This window comes from Algibacter luteus, assembly GCF_900141715.1.
Classification (GTDB): domain Bacteria; phylum Bacteroidota; class Bacteroidia; order Flavobacteriales; family Flavobacteriaceae; genus Arenitalea; species Arenitalea lutea.
This window is the reverse complement of the sequence record NZ_FQYK01000003.1, coordinates 331,980-345,097: the sequence shown is the minus strand read 5'-3', so window position 1 is coordinate 345,097 and position 13,118 is coordinate 331,980. Positions and strand designations below refer to the sequence as shown.

General features: G+C 33.4%; 14 protein-coding genes. 5 read left to right on the top strand and 9 right to left on the bottom strand.

Features of this window, described 5'->3' with window-relative positions; genetic code table 11:
• Window positions 1–7: 7 nt before the first annotated feature.
• Genes BUA46_RS07640 through BUA46_RS07630 form a run of 3 tightly spaced genes read right to left on the bottom strand, consistent with a single transcriptional unit; the run spans window position 8 to window position 1,910 of the window.
• On the bottom strand, window positions 8–886 hold the full coding sequence (locus BUA46_RS07640; protein ID WP_019386850.1) for an endonuclease/exonuclease/phosphatase family protein: 879 nt from the start codon (window positions 884–886) through the stop codon (window positions 8–10).
• Entirely contained in the window at window positions 886–1,440 is a 555-nt protein-coding gene (locus tag BUA46_RS07635) for a YciI family protein (RefSeq protein ID WP_019386851.1), read from the bottom strand. The genes BUA46_RS07640 and BUA46_RS07635 overlap by 1 nt, the downstream gene beginning before the upstream one ends.
• Window positions 1,437–1,910, bottom strand: coding sequence for a CYTH domain-containing protein (locus tag BUA46_RS07630; RefSeq protein WP_019386852.1), 474 nt, complete (start codon window positions 1,908–1,910; stop codon window positions 1,437–1,439). The genes BUA46_RS07635 and BUA46_RS07630 overlap by 4 nt, the downstream gene beginning before the upstream one ends.
• 79 nt (window positions 1,911–1,989) lie before the next feature.
• Here BUA46_RS07630 and dinB point away from each other — a divergent pair, with 79 nt between their 5' ends.
• Complete coding sequence (gene dinB, locus BUA46_RS07625) at window positions 1,990–3,090, top strand: DNA polymerase IV (protein WP_019386853.1); 1,101 nt, start codon at window positions 1,990–1,992, stop codon at window positions 3,088–3,090.
• Window positions 3,091–3,171: 81 nt separating this feature from the next.
• On the opposite strand, the gene BUA46_RS07620 is transcribed toward dinB, so the two are convergent.
• The 6 genes from BUA46_RS07620 to BUA46_RS07595 form a co-directional block, all read right to left on the bottom strand.
• Window positions 3,172–3,714, bottom strand: coding sequence for a hypothetical protein (locus BUA46_RS07620; RefSeq protein ID WP_019386854.1), 543 nt, complete (start codon window positions 3,712–3,714; stop codon window positions 3,172–3,174).
• A gap of 47 nt (window positions 3,715–3,761) precedes the next feature.
• Window positions 3,762–5,204 (bottom strand): pyruvate kinase, encoded by a 1,443-nt coding sequence (pyk, locus tag BUA46_RS07615; RefSeq protein ID WP_019386855.1) that lies wholly within the window; start codon window positions 5,202–5,204, stop codon window positions 3,762–3,764.
• A complete protein-coding gene (locus BUA46_RS07610; protein ID WP_019386856.1) occupies window positions 5,204–5,689 on the bottom strand; it encodes an IPExxxVDY family protein in 486 nt (161 codons plus the stop codon). The genes pyk and BUA46_RS07610 overlap by 1 nt, the downstream gene beginning before the upstream one ends.
• 119 nt (window positions 5,690–5,808) lie before the next feature.
• A complete protein-coding gene (rnc, locus tag BUA46_RS07605) occupies window positions 5,809–6,549 on the bottom strand; it encodes a ribonuclease III (RefSeq protein ID WP_026009968.1) in 741 nt (246 codons plus the stop codon).
• Between the two features lie 7 nt (window positions 6,550–6,556).
• Entirely contained in the window at window positions 6,557–7,807 is a 1,251-nt protein-coding gene (fabF, locus tag BUA46_RS07600) for a beta-ketoacyl-ACP synthase II (RefSeq protein WP_019386858.1), read from the bottom strand.
• Window positions 7,808–7,829: 22 nt separating this feature from the next.
• On the bottom strand, window positions 7,830–8,063 hold the full coding sequence (locus BUA46_RS07595) for an acyl carrier protein (protein ID WP_007647141.1): 234 nt from the start codon (window positions 8,061–8,063) through the stop codon (window positions 7,830–7,832).
• Window positions 8,064–8,250: 187 nt separating this feature from the next.
• Here BUA46_RS07595 and purN point away from each other — a divergent pair, with 187 nt between their 5' ends.
• The 4 genes from purN (at window position 8,251) to BUA46_RS07575 (ending at window position 12,659) form a co-directional block, all read left to right on the top strand.
• The gene (gene purN, locus BUA46_RS07590; RefSeq protein WP_019386859.1) at window positions 8,251–8,823 is read left to right on the top strand and encodes a phosphoribosylglycinamide formyltransferase; all 573 of its coding nucleotides are present in this window, start codon (window positions 8,251–8,253) and stop codon (window positions 8,821–8,823) included.
• Window positions 8,824–8,867: 44 nt separating this feature from the next.
• Entirely contained in the window at window positions 8,868–9,509 is a 642-nt protein-coding gene (locus BUA46_RS07585; RefSeq protein ID WP_019386860.1) for a ribonuclease H1 domain-containing protein, read from the top strand.
• Between the two features lie 211 nt (window positions 9,510–9,720).
• Window positions 9,721–10,647, top strand: coding sequence for a PfkB family carbohydrate kinase (locus BUA46_RS07580; protein WP_019386861.1), 927 nt, complete (start codon window positions 9,721–9,723; stop codon window positions 10,645–10,647).
• Window positions 10,648–10,760: 113 nt separating this feature from the next.
• Window positions 10,761–12,659 carry an amidophosphoribosyltransferase gene (locus BUA46_RS07575; RefSeq protein ID WP_019386862.1) on the top strand — a complete coding sequence of 633 codons (1,899 nt, stop codon included), beginning with the start codon at window positions 10,761–10,763 and terminating at the stop codon, window positions 12,657–12,659.
• Window positions 12,660–13,118 lie beyond the last annotated feature (459 nt).

Genomic DNA, 13,118 nt, shown 5'->3' with positions numbered 1-13,118 from the left:
AACTTGTTCAATCTCTAATCACCGTTTTGATCATGCTATGATCAGATTTAAAAGTACCTATTTTTTCAGCATTTACAATACGTAAATCTTTTGAAACCCAGATATGATCGATTGATAACAAGGGTAAATTCCAAAACCAAGTTTCTCTAAAACCATTTCCTTTTTCGGTTAAAACATTGTTGAAATTCAATTTGATATCCTCTAAATATTTCGACTCTAGAGGTAAATTAAAATCTCCTAAAACTATGGCTTTTTTGTTGATTTTAATCGATTTCATGACGAAATTGATTTGCTCTTTTCGAAATACAATTAAGCTCGAACCCACATCAATTGCATAAAAATTTAATTGATTTGTTTCAAAATTTATAATGGCTGTTTCATCTTTGGCAACAAGCACTCTTTTTATGTTTATAGGTTTTTTCGAAAAAACACCAATCTCACTATCCGCATGCCAATAAAAGAAATAATTTGGGAATCTTAATTTATCAGCCTCTAATTCTTTAGCATGATATTCTACGAGAACCACAATATCAGGTATATTTTCAACGCGACTAAAAACATCTTCAAGTTCTCTCTTGTGGGTGGCGTTCCAAAAAACGATTTCAATATCTGTTTCTTGAATGACTTCAGATGTATTTATTTTAAAACTTCTTCCCAGCCACACTACTAAAAGTAAGCATGCCAGAAGTAGATTATTTCTTCTGATTTTTTTGTTTAGAAAAAATGAAAAGAAAATAACAGCACAGATTATTAAAGGTAATGGGAAGGTGTAATATAGCAATGAAAAGAAATGAGTGCTTTCTTTAATTACAAAATGAATCAATAATAATGCAATAGTTACAATAACATTGATTTTAGATAAATGGGGCTTTATAAATCTAATCATTATCTTAACATGAAACCTTTGGCTGCCCACCATGGATGAACTTCAGTTTGTAATCGACCAGCTATTACCATTGGGTCGGCATTTGCTAAACTATCTGCCATTTTTAAATTAGGGACGTTGTAAATGGTAATGCCTCTTAAATCGCCATCGTCTCCACATGGCCCAGAAATATCAGCATAACCTAGTTCGTACATTTTAGCTAAGTGTTCCATATGCAATTTTTGAAGTTCTGCCGCCTCTTCTTCATTTTGACCTCGAATTGGACCTTTCTTCAAAAACACCAAGAAATATTGCTGCATCAAAAATGTGTCTTTGGTTTTTTCATCTACATAGTCAAAAGTTTTAAAGCCTTTAGTTTTAAGCTCTTCTTTTATTTGTTTTATTGTCTTTTCAGGAACTTCCTCAATGATTTCTGGAGCCACTTCTTCGGTGCTCACTATGTCTTTTATTTCCCCCTCAGATTGTTCTTTTATGTCTGCAATAGATGCTTTGGCCTCTTCTTTACAGCTCAATAAAATGGCCGTAATTGAAAGTAATACAATTATTTTTTTCATGTATTCCAAGTGTTATAGGGTTGTTTACTTAATTGCGAATTATAATATTTTATATCTCCTGTAACCTCTTTTCCTAACCAAAATGGTTTTTCGAAGGTTTCGTTTTCGTTTTTCAATTCAATTTCAGCAATAATTAATCCTTCATTGTCTGCGAGAAACTCATCAACTTCAAAAATATGATTTCCAGCTTTAACAAGATATCTAATTTTATCAATTACAACGGGTTCGCATAATTTTAAAAGTTCTAATACATCTTCTTTTGTTATTGCTTTCTCCCATTCAAAACGCGATAAACCGTTTTTAGAAGACAACCCTTTAACGGTTAAAACACCTTCATTATCAATCAATCTCACTCGTACCGTACGCTTTTTGTGAGTGTTTAAAAAGCCTTGAATTATTCTTGTTTTCTTATATGCTTCTTCTTTAAAATCTGACGAAAGCACTAAAAATTTACGTTCAATTTCTATCATAATAAAGCTCGCAAAAACGAGATTTTTTTTTAACTTATATAAGATATCTTTCAAACTTATGAATTCATAAATTTACACTATGTCTACCGATTTACCAATACGAAAAATTATTCATGTAGATATGGATGCATTTTATGCCTCTGTAGAGCAAATGGATAACCCAGAATTAAATGGAAAACCTATTGCTGTTGGTGGTGGTGGTAAGCGAGGCGTGGTAAGTGCAGCTAGCTATGAGGCCAGAACTTATGGTGTAAAAAGTGCGATGGCAGGGGCATTGGCTGCAAAATTGTGCCCTGATTTAATTTTTGTACGCCCTCGATTTGACAGATATACCGAAATTTCAAAAAAGATTAGAAAAATATTTTATGATTATACCGATTTGGTGGAACCATTATCTCTGGATGAAGCCTATTTAGATGTAACCCAAAATAAAAAAGGTAACCCAAGTGCATCTTTAATAGCTAAAGATATAAGAAAACGTATTTTAAATGAAGTTGGATTGACCGCTTCGGCAGGAATTTCTATAAATAAGTTTATTGCTAAAGTTGCTAGTGATTATAATAAACCAAACGGACAAAAAACGGTAAATCCGGAAGAGGTATTATCGTTTTTAGAACAATTAGATATTAGAAAATTTTATGGAGTTGGTAAAGTAACTGCTGAAAAAATGTACCAAAAAGGCATTTTTACTGGATTAGATTTGAAGCAAAAATCTTTGCAGTATTTAGATGAAAATTTTGGAAAGTCTGGACGCTACTATTATTACATTGTTAGAGGTATTCATGACAGTGAAGTGAAACCCGATAGAACCCGAAAAAGTTTAGCTGCTGAACGCACATTTTCTGAAAACTTGTCTTCTGAAGTTTTTATGCTTGAAAAATTAGACCATATTTCTGAAGAAGTTGCACGACGCTTAAACAAAAGTAATGTTGCAGGAAAAACGTTAACCTTAAAAATAAAATATAGTGATTTTACACTACAAACTAGAAGTAAAACATTGCCTTATTTTATAAGTGATAAAAGTGTGATTTTAGAAACTGCTAAAGATTTATTATTCCAAGAACGACTAAGTAATTCAGTACGATTGTTGGGTATTTCACTATCTAATTTAAACAACAAAAAAAAGAAAACTCCCGAAATTAAAAAAAGTGTTAGTGTACAACTAAAGTTTGAGTTTTAGCTTAAGGTTATATTGACGCTCCCCATACTTTATTTCTCAAAACAAATCATGAAAATATGAACTAGCGTAATAAAGCTTATCCTAGAATATAATATTTACAAAAGGCACAACAGGGCTTGTATAAACACTTTCGTCTTCATTATAGAGTAAATTATACTTTGCTCCAATTGTAAATTTATTGGTTATATTAATCCCTGCGCCTACAAAAAGTGCGGTATCCCAATAACTATTTTTATCTTCTATTGGAGTTTCTATTTTGGTAGTTACATTGAGTTGAACTAACTCTAACAACATGCTGAATTTTTTTGTTGGTGTATAAATACTAATGGCATTAAAGCCAAATGTAGTTGTTTTTTGCAAGTCTTTTACAGCTGCATAACTACCCTGTAATCCAAAACCTAGGTTAATTTTATCACTTGCTCTATAAATTAAATTTGGAGATAAACTTATGTTTGTTGCCCCGACAAAATTCAATCCAAATCCACATGCAAATTTCAATCTACTTTCTTTCTTCGAAGTACTATCAATAACAACGACGCTTGTTGACTGTGCCATCGTATTTGTACTATAAATAAGTATGGCTATGGCAGCTATTAATTTTAAATTATTCTGTATCAACTTCATATGATTAAGAGATAAAATTTACACGTATATTTTTAATTAAAACTAGCTTAAAAACTGCAGCTTTCTATTTCTGTTACACGTAATGTGTTTACCATTCCTTTGGCTTGAATTGGCATCGCTGCTAAACTTATAAGCATATCGCCCACATCTAAATAGCCCATTTTACATGCAATTTTGTTAACATCTTCAATGGTTTCATCGGTACTTACGAACCTATCATAATAAAAGGCACGTACACCCCAAAGTAAACTTAAACGTGTTAAAATACGCTTGTTTGAAGTAAATACTAAGATATGACATGACGGTCTCCAAGCTGAAATCTGAAATGCAGTATACCCACTATTGGTTAATGTGGATATAGCTTTTGCATTAATTTCATTAGCCATATTTGCGGCATGATAACATATTGATTTTGTGATGTATCGATTGGTACGAATATGAGGTGGCAATTGAGGAACTTGAATTAACTTAGAATTTTCTACATTCTTTAAAATATTTGCCATTTGCTTGATAACTTGCACAGGGTATTGACCTACGGAAGTTTCTCCAGAGAGCATTACAGCGTCGGCGCCATCCATAACAGAGTTTGCAACGTCGTTAACTTCAGCTCGTGTTGGTGTTAAGCTAGAAATCATGGTTTCCATCATTTGCGTAGCAATAATTACCGGAATTCTTGCTTTTTTAGCACGCAACACCAATTGCTTTTGAATTAGTGGTACTTCCTCAGCTGGAACTTCTACTCCTAAATCGCCACGTGCAACCATTAAACCATCACAATGTGCTACAATTTTATCTATATTTTCTACTGCTTCTGGCTTTTCAATCTTCGCAATAATAGGAATTTTGTGGTCTGCATGTTTAGCAATTAAATCTCGTAATTGCATTAAATCTTCAGCATGACGCACAAATGAAAGTGCAATCCAATCAACATCTTGTTTGATGGCAAAAATAGCATCTTCTATATCTTTTTCTGTTAACGCCGGTTGTGAAATATTAGTATTAGGAAGATTAACTCCCTTTTTTGATTTTAATGGTCCCCCTTGAATAACTTTTGCTTTTACTTCCTTCTTTTTATCTGTAGAAACAACTTCGAAAATTAATTTTCCATCGTCTAAAAGGATACGTTCTCCAGGATTCGCGTCCTGTGGGAACCTTTCGTAGGTCATATAAACACGTTCTTTAGTGCCTTCAAAACGTTCGCCTGTTGCAAAAATTATTTCGTCTCCTGGGTTTACAACTACTTCCTCCTTCATAACTCCCACACGAAGTTTTGGCCCTTGTAAATCTCCAAGTATAGCGGCAGTGTATCCGTACTCTTCGTTTAGCTCACGAATCATTTGAATACGTTCCTTCACATCTTTATAGTCGGCATGAGAAAAGTTTATTCTAAAAACATTAGCGCCTTCTTCAAGCATGCCTTTTAAAACTTCTTTCGTACTTGTAGCTGGACCTAGAGTTGCTACTATTTTGGTTTTTTTATTTATTGACATTAGTTAAATATTAAATTCTCTTTAGATTTCAAAGTGTTAGAATCAACACTGTAAGCAGTAGCAATTTGAGGTAATTTTAATATACTATCGATAATATATTTTTCTTTACTAAAACTGATTTCACTGTCTATTTTTAAAAAATAATTTACAGTTTTATACTCTGGCACTAATTGAAATGTTTTGGTTATATTTTCTTGGTTGTCGAATAACGACTTATAATCTGTTTTCTGAAATTCTTCGGTTTTACAAATGTTAGAAACCAAACTCCATGTTACTAATTGTTTTTGGTCTTCCCATTCAAATATTGAATAAGATACTTGTCCATTGTTATAATCTAAATCTGATGCTTTTCTAGCGAGGGTTATACCTAAATGATTATTGAGAAGATATGCTAAACGATAATCTTCAAGTCTGCAATGAATTGCAATTAAAGTATACAATGCCTCCTCAAAAGCATCATCAAGAATAAGTTTGTGAACAGCCATAACTTATTTTAAATTTCGTAAATATAGTATTAAAAACGTTCAGTTATATTAAGATTGTGCTATTCTTACAAAGAAAAACCACTAAAACGTTTTAGTAAAATTAATGAAAAGTAAGAAGATTATAGCATCTTTGACATTCTGCTTTGGAAAGCAAAAAAGGCACGTTTGGAAGCTTTTTCTTCTGCCTTTTTCTTTGAAGTTGCTCTGGCTTTAGCAATAACTTTTTCGTCTACCGATAATTTTACTGAAAAATGTCGTACATCGTCATTTCCAGTATCTTCATAAACATTATAACCAAAAGTCTTTTTTTCTTTTTGACACCATTCAATTAGCAAACTTTTATAGCTTATAACCTTTCCTTCTAAAGTTTCGATATCAACATAAGGGGTAATAACGCGTTTATAAATAAACTTCTCGCAATATTTATACCCTCTATCTAGAAAAATAGCTCCTATTAGAGCTTCAAATATATTACCATGGATATTGTCTCCAAACTGTCCTGGAGGGATTTTACTTTCCACCAAGTCAATAAGTTTTAAATCTTTACCTAGCTCATTTAAATGCTCTCTACTTACAACTTTAGATCGCATTTTGGTTAAATAACCTTCATCGCCACTCGGTACTTCAAGGTATAAATGTGATGCAATTACTGAGCTTAACATGGCATCACCTAAAAATTCTAAACGTTCATAATTAAATGCATTGCCTTTAGGGTCTCTAATGTTCATAGACCGGTGCGTAAAGGCTCTTTTGTAGTATTTAAGATTTTTTGGTTTAAACCCAAGGATTTTACTTAATTCCATAAAAAAATTCCCGTTACGTTTAAAACGGGAATTTAGTATGTTACGAATTTTATCCATTCGGGATTTAATCTAATTTTTTGAACAATACACAAGCGTTATGACCGCCAAATCCAAATGTATTACTCATTGCTACTTTTACGTCTCGCTTTTGAGCCTTGTTTAAGGTTAAATTTAATTCAGGATCAATGTTTTCATCTACAGTCGTGTGGTTTATTGTTGGTGGTACTATACCATGCTCCATAGCCAATATAACCGAAATTGCTTCTATAGCTCCTGCTGCACCTAAAAGGTGCCCAGTCATTGATTTTGTCGAATTAATATTTATGTTCTTAGCGTGACTTCCAAACACTTCTGAAATTGCTTTTAATTCTGCAACGTCTCCTAGCGGGGTAGAAGTACCATGTGTATTAATATGGTCTACATCTTCCGGTCTAAGGCCTGCATTTTCCAAACAATTTTTCATTACTGCAATAACACCAATGCCTTCTGGATGTGGCGCTGTCATATGATGAGCATCAGAAGATAAACCTCCTCCAACGCATTCTGCATATATCTTAGCTCCTCTTGCTTTAGCATGTTCGTATTCTTCTAGAACAAGTGCTCCTGCACCTTCACCTAAAACAAAACCATCTCTTGTAGCGTCAAAAGGACGAGAGGCTGTTTCAGGACTTTCATTTCTAGTAGATAGCGCATGCATCGCGTTAAAACCACCCATACCAGCAATAGTAACTGCTGCTTCACTTCCACCGGTAACAACTATATCTGTATGCCCTAAACGTATAGAGTTTAAAGCATCAAAAATAGCATTAGCCGAAGACGCACAAGCAGAGACCGTTGTGTAATTAGGCCCCATAAAACCATGTTTTATAGAGATATTACCTGGCGCTATGTCTGCAATCATTTTAGGAATGAAAAACGGGTTAAATCTCGGTGTTCCATCACCGGCAGCAAAGTTCAAAACTTCTTGCTGAAAGGTTTCTAAACCACCAATTCCTGCACCCCAAATAACACCAACACGTAATTTATTAACTTTATCTAAATCCAATTTAGAATCGGCAATAGCTTCGTCTGCAGCCACCATGGCGTATTGTGCAAACTTATCCATTTTTCGCGCTTCTTTTCTGTCGATAAAATCTGTTACGTTAAAGTTTTTCAATTCGCAAGCGAACTTTGTTTTAAACTTTTCGGTATCATAATATGTTATAGGCGCAGCCCCACTTTTTCCACTAATTAAGCCTTCCCAATATTCTTCTTTGGTATTGCCAATTGGTGTTAAAGCTCCTAATCCTGTGACTACAACTCGCTTTAATTCCATAAAGTATTTGCTTGTTTTTTGCTTATTTTGCAGCTTCTATATAAGAAATAGCTTGACCTACTGTTGCGATATTTTCAGCCTGATCGTCTGGAATTTGGATATCAAACTCTTTTTCGAATTCCATAATTAATTCTACAGTGTCTAAAGAGTCTGCTCCTAAATCGTTTGTGAAGCTAGCTTCAGTAACAACTTCGTTCTCATCTACTCCTAATTTGTCTACGATAATCGCTTTTACTCTTGATGCAATGTCTGACATAATCTTTTAATTTAAATGTTTTAATTAGTTGGCAAAAATAAAAAACTTTATTTTATAATACACTTTTACTTTAAAAATGTGTTGGTAATTTACTAAAATTACTTTTAAGTATTTAGTTTTTACCTTCTAATTGTTAATAATTATTCTTTTTTTTGTTTGAACAATATTTAACACTATAGTCTGTAAAATGAAACGTATTGTAATTTTTGCGTCCGGAAGTGGTACTAATGCTGAAAATTTAATTAAGTTTTTTCACAACAGCGATAATGCGTCTGTTATTCAAGTACTCAGTAACAATCCTCATGCCAAAGTTTTGGAGCGAGCTAAAAAGCTTAAAGTTAGCGCACTGTCATTCAACAAAATAGCCCTTTCAGAAACAGACGATGTGTTAAACATTTTAAGAGCAGCCAAACCAGATCTTATTATTTTGGCTGGTTTTTTATGGAAATTTCCAGATCATATTTTAAGTGAATTCCCAAACAAAGTGATTAATGTGCACCCTGCTTTATTACCTAAATATGGAGGTAAAGGGATGTATGGCATGCATGTACACAATGCTGTGGTGGCTAATAATGAAACTGAAACAGGGATAACCATTCATTATGTTAATGAACATTATGATGAAGGTGCTATTATTTTTCAAGCTAAATGTCAAGTTGAAAAAACAGATTCAGCTGAAGATGTTGCTGCAAAAATTCACGAATTAGAAATGGAACACTTTCCCAAAGTAGTAAGCAAACTATTATTAGGGCACGATTAACAGTAACATTTGAATAGGTTTCCTTTTTTAGAAGAATGATGTAAATGAGCAAAAAGAAAAAGAAATATTATACCGTTTGGAAGGGCCATAAAACTGGTGTTTTTGAAACTTGGGATGATTGTAAAGCTCAAATATCAAACTTTGAAGGCGCTCAATACAAATCGTTTTTAACTTTTGAAGCAGCAAAAAAAGCGCTGAAAGGAAATTACAAAGATTATATAGGTAAAAACAAATCCTTAAAAAGTGAACTTACGGAAGTTCAACTTAAAAAAATAGGACAACCCAATTATAATTCTATTTCCGTTGATGCGGCATCAAGCGGTAACCCTGGTAAAATGGAGTACCGAGGTGTAGACACCAAAACCAAAGAACAACTTTTTATTCAAGGTCCTTTTGAAGAAGGCACTAACAATATCGGTGAGTTTTTAGCCATTGTTCATGGTTTAGCCCTACTTAAAAAAAACAATAGCGATAGAATAATATATACCGACTCTAAAACTGCTATAAGCTGGGTGAAAAATAAAAAATGTAATACCAAACTAAAACGTAGCGAAAAAAACAAACCTGTATTCGATTTGGTAGATAGAGCTATCTATTGGCTAAAAAACAATACTTATAATACGGTAATTGTAAAATGGGAAACCAAAGCTTGGGGAGAAATTCCTGCCGATTTTGGTAGAAAATAGTTGATAATATGCAATAATAAAAATCAAAAAAGGAGACAATATAATATCATCCCCCAATTTCTGTTAATAATAGCATTCAATATTAAGACACCTGCTTTTTTAAAAAGTCACATTTAAATTTAACTTTTTTCTAAGGTAATTAATTGAAAAAATAAACACAACGTAATCTATAAAAAGACTTATATTTGCACCTTAATTTCACACCTCATTTATGAGCAAATTAGTCATTGTAGGTACGGTAGCATTTGATGCTATAGAAACGCCTTTCGGCAAAACCGATAAAATCTTGGGCGGCGCCGCTACTTTCATAGGTCTTGCGGCTTCTTATTTTAATGTTGATACTGCTGCAGTTTCGATTGTTGGCGGAGATTTTCCACAAGAATATTTAGATTTACTTTCAGATAGAAATATTGACATTTCAGGTATTGAAATTGTGAAAGAGGGAAAAACATTCTTTTGGAGTGGGCGCTATCACAATGATATGAATACTCGTGATACCTTGGTAACCGAGTTAAATACTTTAGCAGATTTTAATCCAAAAGTGCCAGAAAATTACAAAGATGCTGGGGTTGTTATGTTAGGAAACTTGCATCCTCTCGTCCAATCTAGTGTTTTAGATCAAATGTCGGTTAAACCAAAATTGGTAATCTTAGATACCATGAATTTTTGGATGGATTGTGCTTTAGATGATTTACTAAATGTAATAAAACGTGTAGATGTTATTACTATAAATGATGAAGAAGCGAGACAATTAACGGGTGAATACTCTTTACTTGTTGCAGCCAGGAAAATTCACAAAATGGGTCCTAAATATGTGGTCATTAAAAAAGGAGAGCACGGTGCGTTACTTTTCCATAACGACCATGTTTTTTATGCCCCGGCCTTACCTTTGGAGGAAGTTTTTGACCCAACGGGAGCTGGAGATACATTTGCTGGTGGATTCGCTGGATATATTGCGAAAACAGACGACACATCGTTTGAAAATATGAAAAACGCTGTTATCTACGGATCAACTTTAGCTTCGTTTTGTGTTGAAAAATTTGGCACCCAGCGAATGCAAAATTTACCAAGTAAAGAAGTACATAAACGTTTGTTGCAGTTTAAGCAACTAACGCAATTTGATATAGAATTAGGATAATTCAGCGCGCTCTAAATAAGAGTGCGTTTTTATTTTAAATATTTTTGTAATTCCCTTAAAATGGGGAGTTTAAACATAATTTTATTTCCGCGAAAGCGAAAACAATTTTAGTTATGAGTGATGCCTTAAAACACGAATGTGGAATAGCCATGATTAGACTTTTAAAACCACTAGAGTTTTATAAAGAAAAATATGGCAGCGCATTTTACGGTGTAAACAAAATGTATTTAATGATGGAAAAGCAGCATAACCGTGGACAAGATGGCGCTGGTTTTGCAAGTATAAAATTAGATACTAAACCCGGAGAACGATACATTAGCAGAGTGCGTTCTGTTGCGCAACAACCAATTCAGGATATTTTCGCTCAAATTAACGATAGAGTTAATAAAGAGTTTGAGGCGCATCCAGAATACAAAGAAGATGTAGCGGCGCAAAAAAAGAACATCCCATACATTGGCGAGGTTCTATTAGGACATGTACGTTACGGTACATTTGGTAAAAATAGCGTAGAAAGTGTTCATCCATTTTTAAGACAAAATAACTGGATGCACAGAAACTTAATTATGGCTGGAAACTTTAACATGACTAATGTTAAGGAACTTTTTAGCAACCTTATTGAATTAGGCCAGCACCCAAAAGAATATACCGATACCATTACCATAATGGAGAAAATTGGTCATTTTTTAGATGATGCAGTTAGTAAAATTTATAAAGATCTAAAGAAAGAAGGGTATAACAAAAGAAACGCTTCACCACAAATTGCAGAACGCTTAAAGGTTAGCAAAATACTAAAACGTGCAGCAAAAAATTGGGATGGTGGTTATGCTATGGCAGGACTTATTGGCCATGGGGATGCTTTTGTATTAAGAGACCCCGCAGGAATACGTCCGGCATATTATTATAAAGATGATGAAATTGTTGTTATAGCTTCTGAAAGACCAGTGATACAAACGGTTTTCAATGTAAAATTTGAAGATGTAAAAGAGCTCACGCCAGGACATGCTATTATTACTAAAAAATCTGGCGATGTTAGAATAAAGAAAATATTAGAGCCTTTAGAAAGAAAATCATGTTCGTTTGAGCGCATTTATTTTTCTAGAGGTAGTGATGCCGAAATATATCAAGAGCGTAAAATGTTAGGAAAACTACTTATGCCTAAAGTTTTAGAAGCTATTGATAACGATACAAAGAACACGGTATTCTCATACATCCCTAATACTGCTGAAACTTCGTTTTTTGGTATGATAGAAACTGCTGAGGCTTTTATTAATAAAACAAAAACCGCAGCTATTTTAAACGGTCAACGCTCATTATCTGCGGCTAAGGTTACTGAAATTTTATCTGAACGTGCTAGAGTTGAAAAAATAGCCATAAAAGATGTAAAGCTTAGAACGTTTATTACTGAAGATAGTAGTAGAGACGATTTGGTGGCACATGTTTATGATGTTACCTATGGCGTTATTAAGCCAACAGATAATCTCGTTATTATTGATGATAGTATTGTACGCGGTACCACTTTAAAGAAGAGTATCTTAAAAATGCTAGATCGCTTGAACCCGAAAAAGATTGTTGTTGTGTCTTCGGCACCTCAAATTCGATACCCAGATTGTTATGGCATTGATATGGCTAGATTGGAAGATTTAGTTGCATTTCAAGCTGCCCTAGCATTGCTAAAAGATGCCGGTAAATATCATATAGTTAAAGATGTTTATGAAAAGTGTGTTACGCAAACAGACTTAGAAGATAAATATGTACAGAATTTTGTAAAAGAAATTTATGACCCGTTTACAGACGAAGAGATTTCTAATAAAATATCAGTCTTGTTAAGTGATGAAACCATAAACGCTGAAGTGAAAATAATCTTTCAACCTGTTGAGAATTTACATAAAGCATGTCCGGGTCATTTAGGCGATTGGTATTTTACAGGCAACTATCCTACAGTGGGAGGAAATAGAGTTGTTAACCGTGCTTTTATTAATTTTTACGAAGGCAATAATGAACGTGCATACTAATTGCGAAATTGCTAATTTTTGTGGAGAATATCATAAAATATGTATTTCATCCTAAAAAAACGCGTTTCATCTAAAAAATAGTCAAAATATTTAAATTACACATAAATTGGTCTCACCATAACATAAGTAGGTTAAGTTCATGGTAGATTTGGGGCAAAAAAAGGTGAACATCTGTTCGCCTTTTTTTATGCTTTTTAGTTTCGATTCAGTAGTTAAAAGAATTGGTTTGCACTTTATCCTTATAAAGTACCAATATCTCGTTTAAGCCAATATTTAAGCCGTTTAACTAAAATATTTTAGTAGAAGAAATAGCCGTTATATATTTGAACCACCATAACATAAGTAGGTTAAGTTTATGGTAGATTTGGGGCAAAAAGGTGGACATCTGTTCACCTTTTTCATTTTATATACTTTCGTGCTAAAATGCAGCTTTTTCAATTTGTTATTTCGTTTACTTGT